The sequence below is a fragment of the Nocardioides hwasunensis genome (assembly GCF_014779665.1).
Classification (GTDB): domain Bacteria; phylum Actinomycetota; class Actinomycetes; order Propionibacteriales; family Nocardioidaceae; genus Nocardioides; species Nocardioides hwasunensis.
In genome coordinates, this window is the sequence record NZ_JACXYY010000002.1 from 111,158 (window position 1) to 136,306 (window position 25,149).

The window sequence follows — 25,149 nt, forward strand, 5'->3', positions numbered from 1 at the left end:
GGATGGCCCTCAAGGACGCCTACGCCCGGCCGCTCGCCTCGCTCGACTCCCTCGGCGAGCAGCTCGCCTTCCACCTCAGGGTGCTCCGCGCCGTGCCCCGGGCGGTCACCCGCTACCCGCGCGAGATCCTGCGGATCCTCGCCGAGGTCACGCTCGGCACGGGCGCGCTGGCAATCATCGGCGGCACGGTCGGCGTGATCATCGGGATGACGTTCTTCACCGGCGCCCAGGTCGGGCTGTCGGGCTACGCCGCCCTCGACCAGCTCGGCACGGCGGCGTTCTCCGGCTTCGTCTCGGCCTACTTCAACACCCGCGAGATCGCCCCGCTGGTCGCCGGGATCGCTCTCGCCGCGACCGTCGGCTGCGGGTTCACCGCCCAGCTCGGCGCGATGCGGATCTCGGAGGAGGTCGACGCCCTCGAGGTGATGGCGATCCCGTCGATGCCGTTCCTCGTCGCCACCCGCGTGGTCGGTGGCCTGATCGCCATCATCCCGCTGTACGTCGTCGGGCTGCTGTCGTCGTACTTCGCCAGCCGGCTCGTGGTGACCCGGGTCTACGGCCAGTCCGCCGGCACCTACGACCACTACTTCAACGCCTTCCTGCCACCGGGTGACGTGCTGTGGTCCTTCGGGAAGGTGCTGGTCTTCGCCGTCGTCGTGATCCTCATCCACTGCTACCACGGCTACACCGCGTCCGGCGGCCCCGCGGGCGTCGGCGTCGCCGTCGGCCGGGCGGTGCGCACCAGCATCGTGGCCATCAACGTGCTCGACCTGCTCATGTCCATGGCGATCTGGGGCGCCTCCACCACCGTGCGGCTGGCGGGGTGAGGCAGCGATGAGGACGACGATCCGGACCCGGGCCCTCGGCGCGGTGTTCCTGGTGCTCATGCTCGCCGCGGTGTGGGTGACCTACGCGGTGTTCACCAAGAAATTCACCTCCTACGACCAGGTGACCGTCCACGCGTCGAAGATCGGCCTCCAGCTCCCGCAGCGCGCCGACGTCAAGATCAGGGGCGTCATCGTGGGGGAGGTCCTCGACTACGCGCCCACCGCCGACGGCGCCGACATCACGCTCGGTCTCTACCGCGACCGCGTCGCGAAGATCCCCGGCGACGTCACCGCCTCGATCCTGCCCAAGACGCTCTTCGGCGAGAAGTTCGTCTCGCTCGACGTGCCCGCAGGAGCCTCGTCCGCGAAGCCGATCGCCGACGGCGACGTGATCGAGCGGACCGACCTCTCGATCGAGGTCGAGGAGGTCCTCAGCGACCTCTACCCGCTGCTGCGGGCGGTGCAGCCGGCCGACCTCAACACCACGCTCAACGCCATCGCCACCGCGCTCGAGGGACGCGGCGAGCAGCTCGGCCAGAGCCTCGAGACGCTCGACGACTACCTGACCCGCCTCAACCCCGAGCTGCCCGGGCTGGTCGAGGACCTCCGGCTCACGGCACGCGTGTCCGACACGTACGCCGATGTGCTTCCTGAGGTGGCCACGATCCTGCGCAACACCATCACCACGACGACCACGCTGGAGGACCGGGAGGACAAGCTCCAGGCGCTGTTCAACGACGTCACCAGGCTCTCCGCGGTGACCGAGCGGTTCACCCGCGACAACGGAGACAACCTCGTACGCCTGGCCGACCTGTCGGCGAGCCAGCTCGAGCTCTTCGCCCGCTACGCGCCCGGCTATCCCTGCCTGCTCGGCGGCCTGGTGAACGCCGGCAAGCTGCAAGCCGAGGCGTTCCGCGGGTTCACCCTGCACATCGTGCTGGAGACGCTGCCGAACCAGCCGCGCGGCTACACCGCGGACGACGTGCCGGTCTACGGCGACAAGCGCGGCTACCACTGTGGCGCGCTGCCGAGCCCGCCGTGGTCCCAGAGCAACGTGTTCACCGGCCAGCCCGACTTCGTCGACGGCCTGGACTCCCCGACCGGCAAGGGGGTCAGCCGTGTCGGCCCCGGCTGGTCGGGTGACGCCGCAGGGTTCGTCGGCGGCCGCGACGAGTCCGCGCTCCTCGACGCCCTCCTCGCGCCGGGTCTCGGCGTCAGCCCCACCGACGTACCCGACCTGGGCGCGTTGCTCGTCGGCCCGATGGCGCGCGGGGCGGAGGTGTCGCTGCGATGAGCCGCATCCTCGACAAGAAGACCGCTGCCGACCTGGTCAAGCTCGTGGTCTTCGTGGTGGTGACCACCCTCGCGACCGGTGTCCTGGTCGTCACGATCGGCAACATCGACTTCGGCTCCTCCCGCGAGTACAGGGCGGAGTTCACCGACGCCACCGGCGTCAACAAGGGCGACGACGTCCGGGTCGCCGGCGTGCGGGTCGGCACGGTGCGCGGCGTCGAGGTGGTCGACCGCACGCGGGCGCTCATCACGTTCACCGTCGACGACGACACCTCGGTCAACGGCGGCACCAACGCCGCCATCCGCTACCGCAACCTGGTCGGCCAGCGCTACGTCTCGCTCACCCAGGAGGTCGGTGACACCGCGCGCATGCCGGAAGGCGCGACGATCCCGGTCTCGCGCACGAAGGCGGCCCTCGACCTGACCGTGCTCTTCAACGGCTTCAAGCCGCTCTTCCAGGCACTGTCGCCCGCTGACGTCAACCAGCTGTCGTTCGAGCTCGTGCAGGTCTTCCAGGGCGAGGGCGGCACCCTCGAGGGACTGCTCGCCCACACCGCCTCGGTCACCTCGACGCTGGCCGACCGCGACGAGGTCATCGGCGAGCTGATCGACAACCTGTCGCTGGTGCTGGACCACGTCGCCGACCGCGACCAGCAGCTGACCCGGCTGATCACCTCGTTCCGCGACCTCGTCGGCGGGCTCAAGAAGGACCGCAACGCCATCCTCGGCTCCCTCGAGGACGTGTCCTCGCTGTCGGTCGAGACCGCCTCGCTCCTCGACGGGATCCGCGAGCCCTTCGTGAAGGACATCAAGGAGCTGCGCGCGGTGGCCGGCAACCTCGACGAGAACAAGGCCGAGCTCGACCGTGCCCTGCAGGTGCTGCCGATCAAGCTCGACAAGATCGGCCGCACGGCGATCTACGGCTCGTTCTTCAACTTCTACCTCTGCGAGTTCCAGGGGCGGGTCAACCTGCCCGGCGACACCCAGATCCCGGTGACGTACAGCACCGGCTCCGACAGGTGTGACCTCGGGTGAAGCCGTTCCGGGAGCGCAACCCCGTCGTCGTCGGTGCGGTGAGCATCGTCGTGCTGGTGATGCTGCTCGTCGCCGCCTTCCGCGCCGACGACCTGCCGGTCATCGGCGGGGGCGACACCTACCACGCGATGTTCTCCGAGGCCGGCGGCCTCCGGGTCGACGACGAGGTACGCATCGCGGGCGTCCGGGTCGGCCAGGTCGACGACATCGAGCTCGCCGACGACCAGGTCCGGGTGAGCTTCACCATCGACGAGTCCGCCGCGTTCGGCCCCGACACCCGGGCCGCGATCAAGGTCAAGACGATCCTCGGGTCGATGTTCCTGGCCCTCGAGCCGGCCGGTGGCGGTCAGCTCGCCCGCGGCGCCACGATCCCGGTCGCGCACACGTCCTCGCCCTTCGACGTGGTGGAGGCGTTCGAGGGGCTGGCCTCCACGACCGAGCAGATCGACACCGACCAGCTCGCCGAGTCGCTGACCACCCTCGCCGACCTGACCCGCAACACCCCCGAGGAGTTCAAGGGCGCACTCGACGGCCTGAGCAGGCTCTCGGCCAACGTCGCCGCCAAGGACGAGCAGCTCGAGGGTCTGCTGGTCAACCTCGAACGCGTCTCCACGGTGCTCGACGAGCGCGACGAGGACATCATCGCGCTGATGAAGGACAGCGACGTGCTGTTCCGGGCGCTGGTGGCCCGCCGCGACGCCGTGCACGAGCTGCTGGTGTCGACCTCCCAGCTGTCGCGGGAGCTGACGACGCTGATCCGCCAGTCCCGCGCCGACCTGGCGCCCGCGCTCGCCCACCTGGAGAACGTCGTCGCGGTGCTCAACAAGAACGAGGACAACCTAGACAGCAGCCTGCGGCTGATGGCGCCGTTCTACCGGGTCTTCGCCAACACGCTCGGCACCGGTCCGTGGTTCGACACCTGGATCGCCAACTTCCCTCCCGTCCCGCAGGTGGGCGGCTGACATGGACCTCGTGAAGCGCCTCCTCGTCCCGCTCGTCGTGCTGGGCTTCGTCGTCGCGGCCGCCGTCAGCGTCCTCGGGGGCGACACCAGCAGGACGGTCGTCGCCCACTTCCCGCGCACCATCTCCGTCTACGAGGGCAGCGACGTGCGCGTGCTCGGCGTGCCGGTCGGCACCGTCACCCGCGTCGAGCCGACCGGCACCGACGTCACGGTGACGATGACGTACGACGACGAGGTCCGGCTGCCGGCAGACGCGAGGGCCGTGATCATCGCGCCGTCGGTCGTCGGCGACCGCTACGTGCAGCTCACCCCGGCCTACCCGGGCACCGGCGACGTGCTGGCCGACGGCGCCGTGCTCAGCCTGGAGCAGACCTCGCAGCCGCTCGAGCTCGACCAGATCTACGACAGCCTCGACCGGCTCAACGTCGCGCTCGGCCCCCGGGGAGCCAACGAGGACGGGGCGCTGTCCGACCTGCTCGCGGTGACGGCCGACAACTTCGGCGGCCAGGGCACCACCTTCCGCCAGACCGTCCGGGACTTCTCGCGGCTCACGTCCACGCTGGCGGGCAACAAGGAGGAGCTGTTCGGCTCCGTCGAGGCGCTCGAGGGCTTCATCGGCACGCTCGCGGACAACGACCAGACCGTGCGGCGCTTCAACCAGTCGCTCGCCGACGTCTCGACGATGCTGGCGGGGGAGCGCGAGGAGCTCGTCGCCGCGACGCAGAACCTCTCGGTCGCGCTCACCGACGTCCAGGGGTTCGTGGAGGAGAACAAGGACTCCCTGAGCCGCAACATCTCCGGCATCAACCGGGTCGCCAAGGTCCTGGTGCGCCAGCGCGACGCGCTCGACGAGATCCTCCACGTCGCCCCCGGCGCCCTCAACAACCTCGCGCTGACCTACAACCCCCAGGCCGGCACGCTCGACACCCGCGCCAACCTCGGTGAGGCGATCAACCAGGTCCGGTACGACCCGGCCGCGCTGCTGTGCGGCTTCGTCAGCCAGGCCGAGCGGTCCGGCCAGGTGTGCGACACGATCACCCAGCTGCTCGCGAACAACCGGCCCGGTGCGCTGGGGGAGAAGGGCGGCGAGCGGGCGAAGCTGCCGGCCCGCGACGTGTTCGACCCGACCCTCGGTGGTCTCGTCCCGTCCGACGCGGAGGTGGCGCGATGACCCGCTCGACGACCCGGTTCGCGGCCCGGTTCAGGGTCCTGGTGCTCGGCGTCCTCGCCGCGATGGCGATGTCGGCGTGCGACGCGAGCGTCTACTCGCTGCCCCTGCCCGGCGGGCCCGACGTCGGCGACGACCCGATGACGATCAAGGTGGAGTTCGCCGACGTCCTCGACCTGGTGCCCCAGTCGACGGTCAAGGTCAACGACGTCAACGTCGGCAAGGTCACCGCGATCGACCTCGAGGGCTACCAGGCCCTCGTCACCCTCCAGGTGCGGCGCGACGTCGACCTCCCGGGCAACGCGGTCGCGCAGCTGCGCCAGACCAGCCTGCTGGGGGAGAAGTTCGTCGAGCTCGGCCCCCCGGCCGACGGCGCCGTCGAGGCCCGTCTCGGTGACGGCGCGACGATCCCGATCCAGCGGGCGGGTCGCAACCCCGAGGTCGAGGAGGTGCTCGGCGCGCTGAGCCTGCTGCTCAACGGTGGCGGCGTCGCCCAGCTGAAGACCATCACCCAGGAGCTCAACCAGGCGCTCGAGGGACGGGAGGACTCGGCGAGGTCGGTGCTGCGCAACCTGCGTGGGCTCACCGGCCAGCTCGACGACAACAAGGCCGACATCGTGAACGCCATCGAGAAGCTCAACCGGCTGGCCGTCGAGGCCGAGAAGCAGCTGCCGACGATCGACCGTGCCCTCGACGAGCTGCCCAGCGCGCTCGACTCGATCAACCGTCAGCGCGACGACCTCGTCGAGATGCTGCAGGCCCTCGACCAGCTCTCGTCGGTCGCCGTCGACGTGATCACCCGGTCCAAGGGCGCCACGATCACCTCCCTGCAGCGGCTCGACCCGGTGCTGACCCAGCTGGCGGCCTCGGGCGACGACCTCACCAACGCCTTCAACGTCTTCCTCACCTACCCCTTCGTCGACGAGGTCGTCGGCCGGGACCCGCAGGTGGCCCGCAACCTGCACATGGGCGACTACACCAACCTGTCGATCACCCTCGACGTCGACCTGACCGGGATCCCGACGACGATCCCCACCACGCTGCCCACGGAGGCGTGCATCCCCCTCAGCGCTCTTCCGCAGGACGGCCCCCTGCCGGACACCAGCCGGCTGTGCCAGGACGCCCTCGACGCGATCAACGCCTGCCTCGAGGGGCTGCGCCGCGGAGACGTCTCCGCCTGCGTGAACCTGCCCGGCTCGGTGATCGAGGTCGTCTGCCAGCAGTACCCGGTGCCGGGACTGTGCGGTGCCTCCGGCACCCCGACGCTCCCGCTGCCCACGCCGACCGTGCCGACGCTCCCGATCCCCACCACCCTGCCGACGATCACCCTGCCGGGCCTGCCGCGCGTCGGGACGGCGTACGACGACCCACCCGACGCCGCTCCCGACCCCTCGCGCGGACCGACGATCGGGCAGCTCAGCGAGGTCTACGACCCGGCCCTGGTCAGCCTGCTCGTGCCCGGGATGGTGGTGGAGCGATGATCACCCGCCGGACCAGGCTGCAGCTGCTGGTGTTCGCCCTCATCACGATGGTCGGCGTCAGCTTCGTCGGTGCGCGCTACGCCCGGCTCGACCGGCTCCTCGTCGACCGCACCTACACCGTCGTGGCGCACTTCGCGGAGTCCGGCGGCGCGTTCCAGGGTGCGGAGGTCTCCTACCGCGGGGTCCGGGTCGGGGAGGTGAGGGAGCTGGTCCTCACCGACGACGGGGTGGACCTGGTCCTCGACATCGACAAGGAGGCCGGCGGCATCCCGGCCGACGCGCGGGCGCTGGTGGGCAACCGGTCCGCCGTCGGCGAGCAGTACGTCGAGCTCCAGCCGCAGAGCGACCGCGGCCCGTTCCTGCGCGACGACTCCCAGATCCCGCGCGAGCGCACGAGCACGCCGATCCGCACCGACACGCTGCTCACGCACCTCGACGAGACCGTGCGCAGCGTCGACCAGGACGACCTCCGCACGGTCACCTCCGAGCTCGGCCTCGCCTTCAACGACGCGGGCGGCGACCTGCAGACCATCCTCGACAGCAGCAACGAGTTCATCGAGGCCGCCGACCAGAACTTCGAGGTGACCGTCGACCTGATCCGCGACGCCAACACGGTGCTGCGCGGACAGGTCGACTCCGAGGGCGCCTTCCGCCGCTTCGCGCGCGACCTCTCGACGTTCTCCACGACGGTGGCCGACCACGACGACGACCTGCGCACCCTCATCGACAACGGCTCGCTCGGGGCCAACGAGCTCCGCGCCTTCCTGGAGGCCAACGAGGTCGAGCTCGGCGACCTGATCAACAACCTGGTCACCACCGGCGACGTCGTGGTCGAGCACCTCGACGGCATCGAGCAGCTCCTGGTGATCTACCCCTACGTGGTCGAGGGCGCCTTCACGGTCGTGGCCAAGTCGCCGGGCACCGGCCTCTACGACGCCCACTTCGGCCTGGTGCTGACTCAGGACCCCGCCGTGTGCCACGCGGGATACGAGGACACCGACCGGCGCTCGCCGCTCGACGGGACCAACCGGCCGATGAAGGAGGACGCCCGCTGCACCGCGCCGGCCTCGGAGAGCAACGCCCGGGGCGCGCAGAACATCCAGGCACCGCGAGCGGCGACCGGGTGGGGGCCGGCGGACCTCGCCTACGACCCCGACACCGGCACGCTCACCTCCGACCCCGCGACCGTCCAGCGGCTCGTCGGGCAGCGCGAGAGCGCCCCGCGCACCCTCGGGGAGGACTCCTGGAAGTGGCTCTACCTCGAGCCCCTGCTCGGTGGCGGCGTGACCCCGGAAGCCCCGGCTCGTTGAGCCAGCGGGACCCGGGAGGGGGTCCTGAGGCGTTCTCGAGGGAGGGGACACATGTCCGTGCTGACCACGTCCGAACGGCGCGAGGACCTCGCGCCGGGGATCTCCGGCAGCCCAGGCAACCCTGATGGGTCCGGTCCTCGCGACCGGTCGCGGGTGCGTCGGCTGCTCGCCGGACTGCTGGTGATCGTGGTGGTGGCCAGCGCCGCGGTCCTCGTCTGGCTCGCGACCGGTGGTCGCTCCTCCGCGCAGGGCACCGACCTGCCCGCGGAGCGCGAGCAGGTGATGAGCCTGACCAGCCAGTTCGTCAAGCGGCTCGGCACCTACAGCCCCGACATGCTCGACGAGGCGGGCCGGATGCCGGACTACCGCGACCAGGTGCGCGAGGTCATCACGCCCAAGTTCGCGGCCGACTTCGACCAGGAGGTCACGACCGCAGAGCAGCTGGTCGCGCAGGGCGGCATCACCCGCAGCGCCGACGTCTTCGCCACCGCCGTGTCCGCGATCGACGACGACTCGGCCCGGGTGCTGGTCGCCGGGGCCTTCACCGACAGCTACACCCAGGCCGCCGGCACGAAGGGCGGCAACGACACCGGCAAGCAGGACCGCACGGTCGACCAGGAGCCGCTCCCGTTCCGCTTCACGGTCGACCTGGTGCTGGTCGGCGGCGAGTGGCTCGTCGACGACTTCGCTCCGGTGGCCTCCCCGGGCGGCCCGGGCCAGGGCGCGACCGAGGGGAGCGCGCCATGAGCGACGTCCCCACCTGGTACGACCTGCTCGACGTGGCGCGTGACGCCTCGACCGACGAGGTCCGCGCTGCCTGGAAGGCCCAGATCGCCGACCTCGAGCCCGGCGAGCGCCGCTTCGACGCCCTCAACCGCGCGGCCAGGGTGCTGCTCGACCCCGCCGCGCGGGCGGCGTACGACGCCGAGCACCCAGTGGTCGACGACCAGCACTGCGATGAGCGCGAGCCCGAGGAGCCGCTGGTGGCGTCCCTGCCTTCCTGGGACGGCCGCAACGGCGGGGTGCCGTCGTGGCTGCTCGCCGGGCTCGCGGTCGTGGCAGCCGGCCTGGTCACGATCACCGCGTGGACGTGGACGAGCAGCAGCGCCGGTGCGTCCGGGACCGACCCGTCCGTCCGGCAGGCGCAGGTCGCGGCGGAGCGGGCGGTCGTCCCCGTGCTGTCCTACGACTACGAGCACCTCGACGACGACCAGCGTGCCGCCCAGGCGCTGATGACCGGCAGCTATCGCCAGGAGTACGACAAGCTCTTCTCGGTGCTCCAGGAGAACGCACCCCGGACGCAGACGAGGGTGACGGCGTCGGTGGTCGCCTCGGGCATCGTCCGGGCGAGCGGGGACCGGGTGCAGGTGCTGGTGTTCGTCGACCGGCCCACGACCAACAAGCTGGGCTCGGAGCCGGTCGTCTACAAGGACCAGGTGACGCTCTCGATGCAGCTCGTCGACGGCGAGTGGCTGGTCGACGACCTCATCACCTCGCCGGTCCAGGGCTGAGGCGAGCCGGGAGGGCAGGCCACGCGTCGTCCACAGAGTCGTCGATTCCGCGCGTCCGGCTTGACCCCGGCGGCATCAGAGTTCATAGTCATGGCCAACGCGTGGCACTCTCCCATCGGGAATTCGACCCCGCGTTTGTGGCGTGTCCTCATCTGCGCTATCGTGGGCCCTTGCGCCTGCCCTCAGATGCCCGACGCCCTCCGGACGGCTGTTGCGGTGGTCGGCCGGCGCCGAGATCACTTGATCATTTGTGAGGACACCTCTTGGCCGCGCGCAGCTCCGCTGGTAACCACCGTCGCACCTCTTTCGCAAAGATCACCGAACCTCTCGAGGTTCCCCCCCTCATCTCGCTCCAGACGAGCAGCTTCGACTGGCTGGTCGGCGGAGAGCGTTGGGAGGAGGAGGTGGCTGCCCGCAAGGCCGCCGGTGAGGACGTCTCCGAGAAGACCGGTCTGCAGGAGATCTTCGAGGAGATCTCCCCGATCGAGGACTTCTCCGAGACGATGATGCTCTCCTTCGACAATCCCGTCTTCCTGGACGAGAAGTACACCGAGGAGGAGTGCAAGGAGAAGGACTTCACCTACTCCCGGCCCCTCTACGTCTCGGCCGAGTTCATGAACCACGAGACCGGTGAGATCAAGGGCCAGACGGTCTTCATGGGCGACTTCCCCATGATGACCAAGAAGGGCACCTTCATCATCAACGGCACCGAGCGGGTCGTCGTGTCCCAGCTCGTCCGCTCGCCGGGCGTCTACTTCGAGTCCTCGCCCGACAAGACGTCCGACAAGGACATCTACACCGCCAAGCTCATCCCGAGCCGTGGCGCGTGGCTCGAGTTCGAGATCGACAAGCGCGACCTCGTCGGCGTGCGCCTGGACCGCAAGCGCAAGCAGAACGTCACCGTCCTGCTCAAGGCGCTCGGCTGGACCACCGACCAGATCCGCGAGGAGTTCGGTCAGTACGAGTCGATGATGCTGACCCTCGAGAAGGACAGCGTCCGCTACGAGGTCGTCCACGAGGAGCTGCAGAAGAAGGCGCGGGGCGAGGCCCCGACCGCCGAGCAGGTCAACGACGAGGTCACCCGTCTCGCGCTGCTCGACATCTACCGCAAGCTCCGCCCCGGCGAGCCGCCGACGGCCGAGGCCGCGCAGACGCTGCTGAACAACTACTACTTCAACGGCAAGCGCTACGACCTGGCGAAGGTCGGCCGCTACAAGATCAACAAGAAGCTCGGCCTCCACGAGGCGTTCGACCAGCAGACGCTGACCATCGACGACGTCGTCGCCGCCATCCGCTACGTCGTGCAGCTGCACGCCGCGGGTGTGCAGGCCCCGGCGCCGGACCTGGTCGACGCCGAGGGCAACGTCGTCGAGGGTCCTGACGGTGCTCCCGTCAAGGTCCAGGCCGACGACATCGACCACTTCGGCAACCGGCGCATGCGCACGGTGGGCGAGCTCATCCAGAACCAGCTCCGCACGGGCCTGGCCCGCATGGAGCGCGTCGTGCGCGAGCGGATGACGACGCAGGACGTCGAGGCCATCACGCCGCAGTCCCTGATCAACATCCGTCCCGTGGTCGCGGCGCTGAAGGAGTTCTTCGGCACCTCGCAGCTGAGCCAGTTCATGGACCAGACCAACCCGATCGCCGGCCTGACGCACAAGCGTCGCCTCTCGGCGCTCGGTCCCGGTGGTCTGTCCCGCGACCGTGCCGGCATGGAGGTCCGTGACGTCCACCCGTCGCACTACGGCCGCATGTGCCCGATCGAGACCCCGGAAGGCCCGAACATCGGCCTGATCGGCTCGCTCGCGTCCTACGGTCGGATCAACCCGTTCGGCTTCGTCGAGACCCCCTACCGCCGCGTGGTCAAGGGTGTCGTCACCGACGAGATCGACTACCTGACCGCCGACGACGAGGACCGCTACGTCATCGCGCAGGCCAACGCCCCGCTCGACGCGAAGATGAAGTTCGCCGAGGAGCGCGTCCTGGTCCGGCAGAAGAACGGTGAGGTCGACGCGATCCTCGCCGAAGAGGTCGACTACATGGACGTCTCGCCGCGCCAGATGGTGTCGGTCGCGACGGCCCTGATCCCGTTCCTCGAGCACGACGACGCCAACCGGGCGCTCATGGGCGCCAACATGCAGCGCCAGGCCGTCCCGCTGGTCGTCAGCGACAGCCCGCTGGTCGGCACCGGCATGGAGTACCGAGCCGCCGTCGACGCCGGTGACGTGGTCGTCGCCGACAACGCCGGAGTGGTGAAGGAGGTGTCCGCCGACGCCATCGAGACGATGAACGACGACGGCACCTACCAGACCTACAAGCTGGCCAAGTTCAAGCGGTCCAACCAGGGCACCTGCATCAACCAGCGTCCGCTGGTGAAGTCCGGTGACCGTCTCGAGGTCGGCACGCCGATCGCCGACGGTCCGTGCACCGACGACGCCGAGATGGCGCTGGGCACCAACCTGCTCGTCGCCTTCATGCCGTGGCAGGGCCACAACTACGAGGACGCCATCATCCTCAGCCAGCGCCTGGTGCAGGAGGACGTCCTCACCTCGATCCACATCGAGGAGCACGAGGTCGACGCCCGCGACACCAAGCTCGGCCCCGAGGAGATCACCCGGGACATCCCGAACATCTCCGAGGAGGGCCTGGCCGACCTCGACGAGCGCGGCATCATCCGCATCGGCGCCGAGGTCACCACCGGTGACATCCTGGTCGGCAAGGTCACGCCCAAGGGCGAGACCGAGCTCACCCCCGAGGAGCGCCTGCTCCGCGCGATCTTCGGTGAGAAGGCGCGCGAGGTGCGCGACACCTCGATGAAGGTGCCGCACGGTGAGTCCGGCACGGTCATCGGCGTGCGGGTCTTCGACCGCGAGGACGGCGACGACCTTCCTCCGGGCGTGAACCAGCTGGTCCGCGTCTACGTCGCCCAGAAGCGCAAGATCTCCGTCGGTGACAAGCTCGCCGGCCGTCACGGCAACAAGGGCGTCATCGCCAAGATCCTGCCGGTCGAGGACATGCCGTTCATGGAGGACGGCACCCCGGTCGACGTCGTGCTCAACCCGCTGGGTGTGCCGCGACGGATGAACATCGGCCAGATCCTCGAGCTGCACCTCGGCTGGCTCGCCAAGCAGGGGTGGGACCTCAACCTCTCCGGTGAGAAGGGCGAGGCGGACTGGAAGAAGCGCCTGATCAAGATCGGCGCCGAGAAGGCCGACCCCAACACCAAGGTCGCCACCCCGGTGTTCGACGGTGCGCGCGAGGACGAGATCACCGGCCTGCTCGGTGCGACGCTGCCCAACCGTGACGGTGAGCGGATGGTCAAGGAGGACGGCAAGGCCGCCCTCTTCGACGGTCGCTCGGGTGAGCCGTTCCCGGAGCCGGTGGCCGTGGGCTACATGTACATCCTCAAGCTCCACCACCTCGTCGACGACAAGATCCACGCTCGCTCGACCGGCCCCTACTCGATGATCACGCAGCAGCCCCTGGGCGGTAAGGCCCAGTTCGGCGGCCAGCGGTTCGGCGAGATGGAGGTCTGGGCGATGGAGGCCTACGGCGCCGCCTACGCCCTCCAGGAGCTGCTGACGATCAAGTCCGACGACGTGCCGGGACGCGTGAAGGTCTACGAGGCCATCGTCAAGGGCGAGAACATCCCCGACTCCGGCATCCCCGAGTCGTTCAAGGTGCTCGTCAAGGAGATGCAGTCGCTCTGCCTCAACGTGGAGGTGCTGTCGCAGGACGGCTCCACCATCTCGCTCAAGGACGCCGAGGAAGACGTCTTCCGGGCGGCCGAGGAGCTCGGCATCGACCTGTCGCGCCGCGAGCCCAGCTCCGTCGAAGAAGTCTGAGTGGTGCGTACGGCGACCGCACGCCGGTCGCCGTACCCCCTCAGTCACCAGCATCTACACCACGTACTAACGAAGGACTGCAGCCATCGTGCTCGACGTTAACTTCTTCGACCAGCTTCAGATCGGCCTGGCCACCGCGGACGACATCCGCACGTGGAGCCACGGCGAGGTCAAGAAGCCGGAGACCATCAACTACCGCACGCTCAAGCCCGAGCGTGACGGCCTCTTCTGCGAGAAGATCTTCGGTCCCACCCGGGACTGGGAGTGCTACTGCGGCAAGTACAAGCGGGTGCGCTTCAAGGGCATCATCTGCGAGCGCTGTGGCGTCGAGGTCACCCGTTCCAAGGTGCGCCGCGAGCGCATGGGCCACATCGAGCTCGCCGCTCCCGTGACCCACATCTGGTACTTCAAGGGCGTCCCCTCGCGCCTGGGCTACCTGCTCGACCTGGCGCCGAAGGACCTCGAGAAGGTCATCTACTTCGCCGCCTACATGATCACCTCGGTCGACGAGGACGCCCGTCACCGCGACCAGGACTCCCTCGAGAACAAGGTCGGCCTGGAGCGCGAGCGCCTCGAGAAGCGCCGCGACACCTCCGTCGACGACCGCGCCAAGAAGCTCGAGGAGGACCTCGCCACCCTCGAGGCCGAGGGCGCCAAGGCCGACGCCAAGCGCAAGGTGCGCGACGGTGCCGACCGCGAGATGAACCAGCTCCGTGACCGCGCCAACCGCGAGATCGCGCGGCTGGAGGAGGTCTGGGACACGTTCAAGAACCTCAAGGTGCAGGACCTGCTCGGCGACGAGCTCCTCTACCGCGAGATGAAGACGTGGTTCGGCAAGTACTTCGAGGGCCACATGGGCGCCACGGCGATCCAGAAGCGCCTCCAGGACTTCGACATCGAGGCCGAGGTCGAGTCGCTGCGCGACACGATCGCCAACGGCAAGGGCCAGCGCAAGGTCCGCGCCCTCAAGCGCCTCAAGGTCGTCGACGCCTTCCGCAAGACCGGCAACCAGCCCATCGGCATGGTGCTCGACGCCGTCCCGGTGATCCCGCCGGACCTGCGTCCGATGGTCCAGCTCGACGGTGGCCGCTTCGCGACCTCCGACCTGAACGACCTCTACCGCCGCGTCATCAACCGCAACAACCGCCTCAAGCGACTGCTCGACCTCGGTGCGCCCGAGATCATCGTCAACAACGAGAAGCGGATGCTGCAGGAGGCCGTCGACAGCCTCTTCGACAACGGCCGTCGCGGCCGCCCCGTCACCGGCCCGGGCAACCGGCCGCTGAAGTCGCTGTCCGACATGCTCAAGGGCAAGCAGGGGCGCTTCCGCCAGAACCTGCTCGGCAAGCGCGTCGACTACTCGGGTCGCTCCGTCATCGTCTCGGGCCCGACGCTCAAGCTGCACCAGTGCGGTCTGCCCAAGCAGATGGCGCTCGAGCTGTTCAAGCCCTTCGTGATGAAGCGCCTGGTCGACCTGTCGCACGCGCAGAACATCAAGTCCGCCAAGCGGATGGTCGAGCGCGGCATCCGGGCCGAGGTCTGGGACGTGCTCGAGGAGGTCATCACCGAGCACCCCGTGCTGCTCAACCGTGCGCCCACCCTGCACCGCCTCGGCATCCAGGCCTTCGAGCCGCAGCTGATCGAAGGCAAGGCCATCCAGCTCCACCCGCTCGTGTGCGGTGCGTTCAACGCCGACTTCGACGGCGACCAGATGGCCGTGCACCTGCCGCTGTCCGCGGAGGCGCAGGCCGAGGCGCGCATCCTGATGCTGTCGACCAACAACATCTTGAAGCCGTCCGACGGTCGTCCGGTGACCATGCCCTCGCAGGACATGATCATCGGCCTGTTCTGGCTGACGTCGGACCGTGACGGCGAGGTCGGCGAGGGCCGCATCTTCTCCACCCCGTCGGAGGCGATCATGGCCTACGACCGTGGCGAGATCGGCCTGCAGAGCAAGATCAAGATCCGCCTCGACGACATCGTCCCGCCGCTCGACCTCGAGCTGGGCTCGGACTGGGAGGAGCGGACCGCGATCCTGCTCGACACCACGCTGGGCCGCGTCTACTTCAACGACACGCTGCCGGTCGACTACCCCTTCGTCAACGAGGAGGTCGGCAAGAAGCGTCTCGGTGCGATCGTCAACGACCTGGCCGAGCGCTACACCAAGGTCCAGGTCGCTGCCTCGCTCGACGCCCTCAAGGACGCCGGCTTCCACTGGGCCACGCGCTCGGGTGTGACCGTCTCGATCGACGACGTCACCACGCCCGACAGCAAGGTCGAGATCCTCGGCCGCTACGAGGCGCAGGCGGAGAAGGTCCAGAAGAACTACGAGCGCGGCGTGATGACCGACGACGAGCGTCGTCAGGAGCTCATCGAGCTGTGGACCCAGGCGGCAGCCGAGGTCGGTCGCGCGATGGAGACCAACTTCGACCGCAAGAACCCGATCTACATGATGGTCGACTCGGGTGCGTCGGGAAACATGAACCAGATCCGGCAGGTCGCGGCCATGCGTGGTCTGGTGGCCAACCCGAAGGGCGAGATCATCCCGCGCCCGATCAAGGCCAACTTCCGCGAGGGCCTCTCGGTGCTCGAGTACTTCATCTCGACCCACGGTGCCCGCAAGGGTCTGGCCGACACCGCGCTCCGCACCGCGGACTCGGGCTACCTGACCCGTCGCCTGGTCGACGTGTCGCAGGACGTCATCATCCGTGAGGACGACTGTGGCACCGAGCGTGGCCTGCCCAAGCGGATCGACGACGAGCACGTGGAGACCGCGGCCTACGCCCGTGCCTCCGCGGTCGAGATCACCCACCCGGAGACCGGCGAGGTCCTCGCCGCCGCCGGTGAGGACCTCGGCGACGTCAAGATCGGCGAGCTCGTGGCGGCCGGTGTCACCGAGGTCAAGGTCCGCTCGGTCCTGACCTGCGACGCCCGCACCGGCACGTGTGCCAAGTGCTACGGCCGCTCGCTGGCCACCGGCCAGCTGGTCGACATCGGTGAGGCGGTCGGCATCATCGCCGCCCAGTCCATCGGTGAGCCCGGCACGCAGCTGACCATGCGCACCTTCCACACCGGTGGTGTGGCCTCGGCCGACGACATCACGCAGGGTCTGCCCCGCGTGGTCGAGCTCTTCGAGGCCCGCTCGCCCAAGGGTCGTACGCCGATCTCGGAGTCGGCCGGTCGCGTCAAGATCGAGGAGACCGACAAGGCTCGCGTCGTCCTGGTCACCCCCGACGACGGCTCGGAGGTGCAGGAGATCCCGGTCTCGAAGCGCTCGCGCCTCAACGTCGAGGACGGCCAGCACATCGAGGTCGGTCACCACATCACCTCCGGTACGCCCGACCCGCAGGACGTGCTGCGCATCCTCGGCGTCCGCAAGGCGCAGGAGCACCTCGTGGACGAGGTCCAGGAGGTCTACCGGTCGCAGGGTGTGTCGATCCACGACAAGCACATCGAGATCATCATCCGGCAGATGCTGCGCCGCGTGACGGTCATCGAGTCCGGTGACACCAACCTGCTCCCGTCCGACCTGGTCGACCGGGTGCGGTTCGAGGAGGAGAACCGTCGCGTGGTCTCCGAGGGCGGCAAGCCGGCCTCGGGTCGCCCGGTCCTCATGGGCATCACCAAGGCCTCGCTCGCGACCGAGTCGTGGCTCTCGGCGGCCTCCTTCCAGGAGACCACCCGGGTGCTCACCGACGCCGCGATCAACGGTCGCTCCGACAGCCTGCGCGGTCTGAAGGAGAACGTGATCATCGGAAAGCTCATCCCGGCCGGCACCGGCCTCGAGCGCTACCGCAACATCCGGGTGGAGCCCACCGAGGAGGCGCGCGCCGCGGCCTACTCGGTCACCGGCTACGACGCCTACGACTACGACTTCGGTCCGTCGTCGCAGGCCGTCGCACTCGACGACTTTGATTTCGGTTCCTACCAGAACTGACCCGAGGTCGTAGCAAGGCAACCCGGACCCCGGTCTCCCGCGAGGGAGACCGGGGTCCGGTGCATCTGCGGCACATCGCGGACCCTTGGCCTCGTGTCCGGGCCGACGCACACTGGAGGACATGGCTCGATCGCTCTGGCACCGGTCCCTGTGGTCCATGCTCGCCCTCTGCGGCTTCGCGCTGGCCGCCTCGCTCCACCTGAACGGCGCGCCGCCGGCGCAGGCGGCGGCCGTGTCCGCCCCCAGCTCGTCGAGCGCGGTGCCCGAGTGCCGCAGTGCCGACCTGCGCGCCGACTACCGCGCGCGCGACGCCGCGACCGGGCACCGCTTCGGCGTGATCCGGCTGCGCAACGTCTCCGACCGCACCTGCGTGGTGCAGGGCTACGGCGGGCTGTCGTACGTCGGCGGAGGTGACGGCACCCAGGTCGGCGCCGCTGCCGACCGCGATCCGGGGCAGGCCCGGCGCGTCGTGCTGCAGCCGGGGGAGCGGGCCCGCAGCGAGATCTCGGAGACCGTGGCGCAGAACTACCCGCGGGCCAGGTGCCGCCCGACCCCGGTCGACGGCTTCCGGGTCTATGTGCCGGACTCCACGCGCTCGCAGTTCGTCGCGCGCCCGACCACGGGCTGCCGCAACGACGCCGTGCACCTCCTCTCGCACAAGCCGTTCCACCGCTGAGCCGGCGGTGCCGTCGCCGGCACCCGTGCGGCTTTCCTGACCCGAGGCGTCATCTGACACAATCCGCCGCGTGACACCGCCCACCCCGCGTCCCGCCTCGACCGACGTGCTCGTCGTCGGCGCCGGCCCCGCGGGGTCGGCTGCTGCGGCGTGGGCGGCCCGCGCCGGGCTCGACGTGGTGCTCGCGGACGCCGCGACCTTCCCGCGCGACAAGACCTGCGGCGACGGCCTGACCCCGCGTGCCATCGGCGAGATGCAGAAGCTCGGCCTCGAGGACTGGCTCCGGTCCCACACCGTCAACCAGGGGCTCCGCGCCCACGGCTTCGGCCAGACCCTGCTGCTGCCCTGGCCGGGCGGATCCCTGCCCGACTGGGGTTCGGCGGTCGCGCGCACCGAGCTCGACGACCACCTGCGCACGGTGGCCCTCGACAGCGGGGCCGTCGGGGTCGAGGGCGCCCGCGCGGTCGGCGTACGACGTGAGGGCGAGCGGGTGGCGGCGGTCAGGTTTCGAGGCTCGCAGGCTCGCGCCGCGACCGACGACGGTGGGGACGACGGCACGTTCGAGATCGCCTGCCGCTGGCTCGTGGTGGCCGACGGCGTCCGGTCGCCGCTCGGCAAGGTGCTCGGGCGAGAGTGGCACCGCGACACGGTCTACGCCGTCGCGGGGCGCTCCTACGTCGACTCCGTCATGTCGGACGACCCGTGGATCAGCTCGCACCTCGAGCTGCGCGACGAGCGCGACGAGCTGGTGTCGGGCTACGGCTGGATCTTCCCGCTCGGCGACGGCACGGTGAACCTCGGCGCCGGCACCCTCGCGACCAGCAGGCGACCGGCCGAGGTGGCCATCAAGCCGCTGATGCAGACCTATGCCGACACCATCGGCACGGACTTCGGGCTCTCGGGCGAGCTGCGGATGCCGACCTCGGCGCTGCTGCCGATGGGCGGCGCGGTGTCCAACGTCGCCGGCCCCAACTGGGCCCTCATCGGGGACGCCGCCGCATGCGTGAACCCGCTCAACGGCGAGGGCATCGACTACGGCCTGGAGACCGGACGCCTGGTCGCCGAGCACATCTCCAGCGGCACCGGTCTGGGCGAGGCCTGGCGCGCCACGCTCCTCGAGCACTACGGCGAGTCCTTCTCCATCGCCCGTCGCCTGGCCGGCATCGCGACCCAGCCGAAGGTGGTCGCAGCGCTCGGTCCGGCCGGCATGCGCTCGGACTGGCTGATGACGCTGGCCCTGCGGTGGATGGGCAACCTGGTCGACGACGCCGACCGTGATCGCGCCGCCCGGGTCTGGCGCTGGGCGGGCAGGCGGTCGATCGCGCGCGACGCGAGGCCTCCGTTCTCGTGAGCGGGGACGTCGAGTGACGCGCTGGTCCGATCCGGCCCGGAGCTGGCGCCGAACCACGGGCGTGAACGAGCACGTCTACCGCGCGACCAACCTCGTGGGTCGCACCGCGCTGCGGCTGCTCGACGTGCGGATGAGCTGGACGGGCCTCGAGCACCTGCCCCGGAGCGGTCCGGTGATCCTCGCCGCCACCCACGTGTCCTATCCCGACTTCCTCTTCATCCAGGCCGCCGCACGACCGGTGCGTCGCTACATCCGCTTCATGTCGCGCCACGAGCCGTGGGGCATGCGCGGTCTGTCCCGGGCGATGGTCTCGATGCGCCACATCCCGGTCGACCGCAAGGCACCCGCAGCGGCGTACGTCATGGCACGCCGGCTGCTGGACGAGGGCGAGGCCGTCTGCGCGTTCCCCGAGGCCGGGATCAGCTACTCCTACACGGTCCGCTCGCTCATGCGCGGCGTGGCGGCGCTGGCCCAGGAGACCGGTGCGCCGGTGGTGCCGGTCGCCCTGTGGGGTGCGCAGCGGATCTACTCCGTCGGGGTCCCCGACGAGCACGGCAGGGAGCCTCGACCCGACCTGACGCGCGGGCGCCGCGTCGACGTCGACTTCGGGGCCCCGCTGACGGTGGCCCGGGGTGAGGACCTGACCGAGTGGACCCGCCGGCTCGGCCACCTGCTGACCGACCAGCTCGAGGCACTCCAGCGCCTCCCGCACCACCAGCCGCGGCCGGGCGAGTGCGCCCCGTGGCACCCGGCGCACCTCGGCGGCCACGCCCCGACGCGCGCGGAGGCGGCCCATCTCGACATCGTGCCGCGCTCGGCGATCAGCCCGACGTGGGGGCCTTGCTAGCGCGTCGCCTGGCCTCGATCCACCCCAGCGGGTTGGTGAACGGCTCCAGCACGCGGCGCACGGGCGGGCTGGCCAGCAGCAGCGCGAGACCGACCGCGCCCAGCACGGTGAGCACCAGCCCGAGCACGGCGTGCTGCGCGGTGAAGTCGGGCCAGCCGAGGGCCTTGACGGTCTTGATGACGAAGCCGTGGAAGAGGTAGACCACCAGCGTGGCCGTGCCCATCGTGGTGAACCAGCCGAGGTTGCGCCGGGGCACCAGCGACATCGCCGCGAACGCGCCCACGAGGCCGACCATCATCACGGTCAGCCTGGTCTGGAAGACGACCTCGTTGTCGATCGGGATGTCGGCGTAGCCGGTGTCGTACCAGAGCAGCGCGGCCGCGGCCCAGGTGTCGGTGTAGGCCGCCATGACGCCGATCCCGATGAGCATCGGGACCGCGGCGAGGCGCACCCACATGTCGTCGAGGTGCTTGAGGTGTCGCGGCTTGAGGTGGAGGCCGAGCACGAAGAACGGCAGGAGGCCGAGGAACCGCGGGATCATCAGGGTGTCGTCGGTCCAGAGCCCGCCGAGCAGGCTGACGATCACCGACAGCGGCAGGAAGAGCCAGTGCAGCTTGAGGATCGGCGTGATCAGGCGCCACATGAGCAGCACGATGAGGTACCACATGGTCCAGTGCGGGACGAGCCACAGCGGGCCCTGCACGCCCTCGTCGGCGACGTACCTGCGGAAGTAGAACAGGGCCGGCTCGAAGAGCAGGTAGGGGACCAGGAGCGTGTAGACGAGGTTCTTCAACCGGCGCCGGTCCCACTCGAACGACTTCGACAGGTAGCCGCTCACGAAGACGAACGCAGGGATGTGCCAGAGGTAGATGAAGTCGTAGACCCAGTGGCTGCCGGCGGTCGACTCGGCGAGGCTGATCGCGTGCCCGATGACGACCAGGGTGACCAGGACCATCTTGACGTTGTCGAGCCACGGATCACGGGACGGGGGAGCCACGGCGGACACCGTACTTCACTAGGTTGGGCCCATGAGCTCCCTCCCGAGACGACAGCGAGTGGCCGCGTACGCCGTGGTGCTCCGCGAGCGTGAGGGACGTGTCGAGATCCTCCTGAGCCGGCTCGCGCCGAAGGTCTCGCGCACCGAGCTGTGGACCCTGCCGGGAGGCGGTGTCGACCACGGCGAGGACCCGCGCGCGGCGCTGGTCCGCGAGATCCACGAGGAGACCGGGCTCGACGCGACGGTGGGCGAGACGGCCCACGTCTACAGCGCCCACCTGCCCCGGGCCACCCGAGACGGCCGGCTGGTGGACGCGCACGCCATCCGGATCGTGTACGACGCCTGCGTGCCCGCCGACGCGCCGGTGCCGCACGTGGTCGAGGTCGACGGCTCCACGGCCGAGGCCGCCTGGCACGCGCTGGAGGACGTCGCGTCGGGCGCCGTCCCGGTGGCCGCACAGGTCACCGACGCGCTGGTCGACCACCAGCCGTTCCGGCTGCAGCGCGTCGCCGCCTACGCGCTCGTCACCCGCCCCGAGCAGGTCCTGCTGACGCGGCTCTCGCCCCGCGCGGCCCACCCCGGCCGGTGGACGCTGCCCGGGGGTGGCGTCGACCACGGCGAGCACCCGTCGGACGCGCTCGCGCGCGAGGTCGAGGAGGAGTGCGGGCTCACCTGCCGGGTCGGCGACCTGCTCGGGGTGCACGACACCCACTTCGCCGGGCATGCGCCCTCCGGCCGGATCGAGGACTACCACGGCATCCACCTGATCTTCCGCGCGAGCGTCGCCGACGGTGAGCCGCAGGTCCAGGACGTCGGCGGCACCACCGACGAGGTGGCGTGGGTCGACCTCTCCGCGGTCGACTCGGGTCAGGTCCCGGTCCTCGACGTGGTCATCCACGCCCTGGCCCTGGGCGAGGCCTGAGCCGTGACCGCACCTCCTGCGACCGCGCCACCTAGACTGACGAGGTGAATCCCCGTCAGCGTCGCCTCGTGATCCCGGTGGCGCTGGTGGCCCTCCTCGTCATCGTCGTCGTCGCCGCCGTCCTGTGAGCGAGTGGGCGCAGCTCCGCGCTGCCATCCTCGAGACCGACCACCTGGTGCGCGCCCTGGCCAGCGGGCGGCGCAAGGGACAGCCGGCACCGGTCGTGGAGGGTCGCGAGGTCCGCCGCGTGGAGCTGCGGGTCGTCGACCTCAAGGGTGGCCGCCACCTGCAGGTGGTGTCGTACGACGCCGTGCAGGCGCACACCACCAACCACCTGCTCGGCGACGCGGCCGCCGCCGCGGTGGACGGCCTGCTGGCCCAACCCTTCGCCAACTGGCACGTGGACACCGCGACGGAGACCCACCAGCTCCGGGTGACCAAGAAGGGTGTGCCGATGCTCCACACGTCGACGCGTGCGGAGCCGGTCGAGGTCTCGCGCGACCACGACCGTGACAAGGACCGGTTGCTGCGTGAGGACGACCCGGCCCTCGTCGCGCTCGGTATCAGCGACGCCCAGGGACGGGTCAAGCCGAGCCGGCAGGCGAAGTACCGCCAGGTCGAGGAGTTCCTGCGGCTGCTCGACGCGAGCCTGACCGACGGCCTGGCCAAGGGGCACCTGCGCACGCCCACGGCCGACGACCCGCTCCGCGTCGTCGACCTCGGGTGCGGCAACGCCTACCTCACCTTCGCCGCCCACCAGCTCCTCACCGGCCCGGTCGAGGCGGGCGGGCGCGGCCTGCCGGTCCGGATGACCGGCGTCGACGTCCGCCAGCAGTCGGCCGACCACAACTCCCGGATCGCCGCCGAGCTCGGCATCGAGACCGACTTCGTCGTCGGCACCATCTCCGACGCCTCGCTCGAGCTCGCGCCCGACGTCGTGCTCGCGCTGCACGCCTGCGACACCGCCACGGACGACGCGCTGGCCCGCGCCGTCGAGTGGGGGGCGCCGCTGGTGCTCGCGGCGCCGTGCTGCCACCACGACATCGCCAGCCAGCTGCGCAAGGCCCCGCCGCCTGCGCCCTACGCGGCGCTGACCCGCGACGGGATCCTGCGTGAGCGGCTCGCGGACACGCTGACCGACGCCCTGCGCGCCGAGCTCCTCCGGGGGCTGGGCTACCGCGTGGACGTGGTGCAGTTCGTCGAGAGCGCCCACACGCCCCGCAACACGCTCATCCGCGCCGTCCGGGTGGGCGAGGCGAGCGAGGCCGCGACGCACGACGCCCCACACGACCTGGCGGTCGCATGGGGCGTACGTCCGAAGCTGGCGGAGCTGCTCGGCCGGTGACCGGTCGGCGCTCGACCCTCAGCCGGTGAACAGCGCCGAGGCGCGGTCGATCGTCTGCCAGAGTCCGTAGGCGAGCGGGATGCCCACCATCAGCCAGGCCAGGGCGATCAGGATCGGGCTCGTGGTGGTCGTGTCGGCGGTGGTCTCGTCGGTGCTCATCGGCTCGCCTCCTGGCGCTTGGAGATGCGGTCCTCGTTGGCGGAGTTCGCCTCCTGGTCGAAGTGGCTCTCGTCGACCGGCCTGATCATCAGGTTGGCCACGAAGCCGACCGCGAGCACGCCGACCATCGTCAGCAGCGCGGGACGGTAGTCGGAGGCCACGAGGTTCCCGGGCTCACCGATGCGGTCGAGGATGCCGTTGACGATGAGCGGGCCGGCGACGCCGGCCGCGGCCCAGGCCGTGAGCAGGCGACCGTGGATGGCGCCGACCTCGAGGGTGCCGAACAGGTCCTTGAGGTAGGCCGGGACGGTCGCGAAGCCACCGCCGTAGTAGGACAGGATCACCACGGCGAGGACCACGAAGACGACGGTCGAGCTGCTGCCGAAGAGGGCGAGCAGCAGGTAGAGCACCGCGCCCACGCCGAGGTACATGACGTACGTCGGCTTGCGGCCGATGCGGTCCGAGAGGCTGGACCACGCGATGCGGCCGAGCATGTTGGCCAGCGACAGCACGCCGACGAAGCCACCCGCCGCAGCGGCCGAGACCGAGCTCGTGCCGTTGTCGCGGAAGAAGTCCTGGATCATCGGGGCGGCCTGCTCGAGGATGCCGATGCCCGCGGTGACGTTGCAGAAGAGCACGACCCACAGGAACCAGAACTGGCGCGTGCGGATCGCCTTCGAGGCCCGCACGAGCGCGCCGTTGGTGCCGGGGGAGTGCTCCGCCGTCGTGTCGTCGCCGTGGCCCGGTGGCACCCGGATCAGCGCCGCGCCGATCAGCATGAACACGGTGTAGACCACGCCGAGCGTGACGAACGTCTGGGCCAGGGCCGACCCGGAGGCCACCGCGCCCGGCTCCGTCGGCGCGAAGCTGGGGTCGTACATCCCCATCAGGCGGTTGGAGAGCGGGGAGGCGATGAGCGCACCGCCGCCGAAGCCCATGATCGCCATGCCGGTGGCCAGACCCGGACGGTCGGGGAACCACTTGATCAGCGTGGACACCGGGGAGATGTAGCCGATGCCCAGGCCGATGCCGCCGATGACGCCGTAGCCGAGGTAGAGCAGCCACAGCTGCGAGGTCGCGATGCCGGCCGAGCCGATCATGAAGCCGACGCCCCAGCACAGCGCAGCAGCGAGCATCGCCTTGCGCGGACCGGAGCGCTCCACCCACGTGCCGAGCACGGCGGCCGAGAGACCGAGCATCACGATCGCGATCGAGAACACCCAGCCGATCGCCGTGAGGCTGGTGTCGAAGCTGTCGACCAGGGAGTTCTTGAACACCGAGAAGGCGTAGACCTGCCCGATCGAGAGATGGACCGCCAGTGCGGCGGGTGGGATCAGCCAACGGCTGTAGCCCGGTCCGGCGACGATCGCCGACTTGTCGAGACGCGACATGCGCATCCTTTCCGCGAGAGAGAACCTCTCGCCACGCTACGGACGGGTGATTGATCTGTCACCTACGCGTAGGGGTGGCACGACGAGCGGTA

At 70.1% G+C, this 25,149-nt stretch carries 19 protein-coding genes; 16 read left to right on the plus strand and 3 right to left on the minus strand.

Translation table 11 applies throughout. From position 1 onward, the window contains the following. The first annotated feature begins 2 nt into the window (after window positions 1–2). The 14 genes from IEZ25_RS04530 to IEZ25_RS04595 all read left to right on the plus strand — a co-directional run bounded on the left by IEZ25_RS04530 (window position 3) and on the right by IEZ25_RS04595 (window position 20,243). Window positions 3–827 (plus strand): MlaE family ABC transporter permease, encoded by an 825-nt coding sequence (locus tag IEZ25_RS04530; protein ID WP_191198230.1) that lies wholly within the window; start codon window positions 3–5, stop codon window positions 825–827. A 7-nt stretch (window positions 828–834) separates the two neighbouring features. After that, window positions 835–2,121: an MCE family protein gene (locus tag IEZ25_RS04535; RefSeq protein ID WP_191198231.1), complete on the plus strand. Its 1,287-nt coding sequence runs from the start codon at window positions 835–837 to the stop codon at window positions 2,119–2,121. Next, window positions 2,118–3,155, plus strand: a complete 1,038-nt coding sequence (locus tag IEZ25_RS04540; protein WP_191198232.1) for an MCE family protein — start codon at window positions 2,118–2,120, stop codon at window positions 3,153–3,155. Before IEZ25_RS04535 ends, IEZ25_RS04540 begins: the two co-directional genes overlap by 4 nt. Further along, window positions 3,152–4,117: an MCE family protein gene (locus IEZ25_RS04545; RefSeq protein ID WP_191198233.1), complete on the plus strand. Its 966-nt coding sequence runs from the start codon at window positions 3,152–3,154 to the stop codon at window positions 4,115–4,117. Before IEZ25_RS04540 ends, IEZ25_RS04545 begins: the two co-directional genes overlap by 4 nt. Window position 4,118: 1 nt before the next feature. Further along, window positions 4,119–5,288 carry an MCE family protein gene (locus IEZ25_RS04550; protein WP_191198234.1) on the plus strand — a complete coding sequence of 390 codons (1,170 nt, stop codon included), beginning with the start codon at window positions 4,119–4,121 and terminating at the stop codon, window positions 5,286–5,288. Continuing rightward, complete coding sequence (locus IEZ25_RS04555) at window positions 5,285–6,766, plus strand: MCE family protein (protein WP_191198235.1); 1,482 nt, start codon at window positions 5,285–5,287, stop codon at window positions 6,764–6,766. Before IEZ25_RS04550 ends, IEZ25_RS04555 begins: the two co-directional genes overlap by 4 nt. Continuing rightward, window positions 6,763–8,076 (plus strand): MCE family protein, encoded by a 1,314-nt coding sequence (locus tag IEZ25_RS04560; protein WP_191198236.1) that lies wholly within the window; start codon window positions 6,763–6,765, stop codon window positions 8,074–8,076. The genes IEZ25_RS04555 and IEZ25_RS04560 overlap by 4 nt, the downstream gene beginning before the upstream one ends. 51 nt (window positions 8,077–8,127) lie before the next feature. Beyond that, on the plus strand, window positions 8,128–8,823 hold the full coding sequence (locus IEZ25_RS04565; protein WP_191198237.1) for a hypothetical protein: 696 nt from the start codon (window positions 8,128–8,130) through the stop codon (window positions 8,821–8,823). Continuing rightward, the gene (locus tag IEZ25_RS04570) at window positions 8,820–9,587 is read left to right on the plus strand and encodes a DnaJ domain-containing protein (protein WP_191198238.1); all 768 of its coding nucleotides are present in this window, start codon (window positions 8,820–8,822) and stop codon (window positions 9,585–9,587) included. The genes IEZ25_RS04565 and IEZ25_RS04570 overlap by 4 nt, the downstream gene beginning before the upstream one ends. 263 nt (window positions 9,588–9,850) lie before the next feature. After that, window positions 9,851–13,432 (plus strand): DNA-directed RNA polymerase subunit beta, encoded by a 3,582-nt coding sequence (gene rpoB / locus IEZ25_RS04575; RefSeq protein WP_191198239.1) that lies wholly within the window; start codon window positions 9,851–9,853, stop codon window positions 13,430–13,432. Between the two features lie 88 nt (window positions 13,433–13,520). Beyond that, complete coding sequence (locus IEZ25_RS04580) at window positions 13,521–17,369, plus strand: DNA-directed RNA polymerase subunit beta' (protein ID WP_191198240.1); 3,849 nt, start codon at window positions 13,521–13,523, stop codon at window positions 17,367–17,369. Between the two features lie 121 nt (window positions 17,370–17,490). Beyond that, window positions 17,491–18,045: a DUF4232 domain-containing protein gene (locus tag IEZ25_RS04585; protein ID WP_191198241.1), complete on the plus strand. Its 555-nt coding sequence runs from the start codon at window positions 17,491–17,493 to the stop codon at window positions 18,043–18,045. 70 nt (window positions 18,046–18,115) lie between these two features. Beyond that, window positions 18,116–19,396, plus strand: a complete 1,281-nt coding sequence (locus IEZ25_RS04590; protein WP_191198242.1) for a geranylgeranyl reductase family protein — start codon at window positions 18,116–18,118, stop codon at window positions 19,394–19,396. 61 nt (window positions 19,397–19,457) lie between these two features. Beyond that, on the plus strand, window positions 19,458–20,243 hold the full coding sequence (locus IEZ25_RS04595; RefSeq protein ID WP_191198243.1) for a lysophospholipid acyltransferase family protein: 786 nt from the start codon (window positions 19,458–19,460) through the stop codon (window positions 20,241–20,243). Here the strand turns inward: IEZ25_RS04595 and IEZ25_RS04600 are convergent. Beyond that, window positions 20,218–21,240 carry an acyltransferase family protein gene (locus tag IEZ25_RS04600; protein ID WP_191198244.1) on the minus strand — a complete coding sequence of 341 codons (1,023 nt, stop codon included), beginning with the start codon at window positions 21,238–21,240 and terminating at the stop codon, window positions 20,218–20,220. The two genes, IEZ25_RS04595 and IEZ25_RS04600, sit on opposite strands and share 26 nt — an antisense overlap. 31 nt (window positions 21,241–21,271) lie before the next feature. Here IEZ25_RS04600 and IEZ25_RS04605 point away from each other — a divergent pair, with 31 nt between their 5' ends. Together IEZ25_RS04605 and IEZ25_RS04610 are read left to right on the plus strand one after the other, a co-directional pair. Next, complete coding sequence (locus IEZ25_RS04605) at window positions 21,272–22,162, plus strand: NUDIX domain-containing protein (RefSeq protein ID WP_191198245.1); 891 nt, start codon at window positions 21,272–21,274, stop codon at window positions 22,160–22,162. A 124-nt stretch (window positions 22,163–22,286) separates the two neighbouring features. Beyond that, on the plus strand, window positions 22,287–23,507 hold the full coding sequence (locus IEZ25_RS04610; protein ID WP_191198246.1) for a class I SAM-dependent methyltransferase: 1,221 nt from the start codon (window positions 22,287–22,289) through the stop codon (window positions 23,505–23,507). A gap of 18 nt (window positions 23,508–23,525) precedes the next feature. On the opposite strand, the gene IEZ25_RS04615 is transcribed toward IEZ25_RS04610, so the two are convergent. After that, a complete protein-coding gene (locus IEZ25_RS04615; protein ID WP_191198247.1) occupies window positions 23,526–23,666 on the minus strand; it encodes an MFS transporter small subunit in 141 nt (46 codons plus the stop codon). Continuing rightward, the gene (locus IEZ25_RS04620) at window positions 23,663–25,057 is read right to left on the minus strand and encodes an OFA family MFS transporter (protein WP_224748488.1); all 1,395 of its coding nucleotides are present in this window, start codon (window positions 25,055–25,057) and stop codon (window positions 23,663–23,665) included. The genes IEZ25_RS04615 and IEZ25_RS04620 overlap by 4 nt, the downstream gene beginning before the upstream one ends. Window positions 25,058–25,149 lie beyond the last annotated feature (92 nt).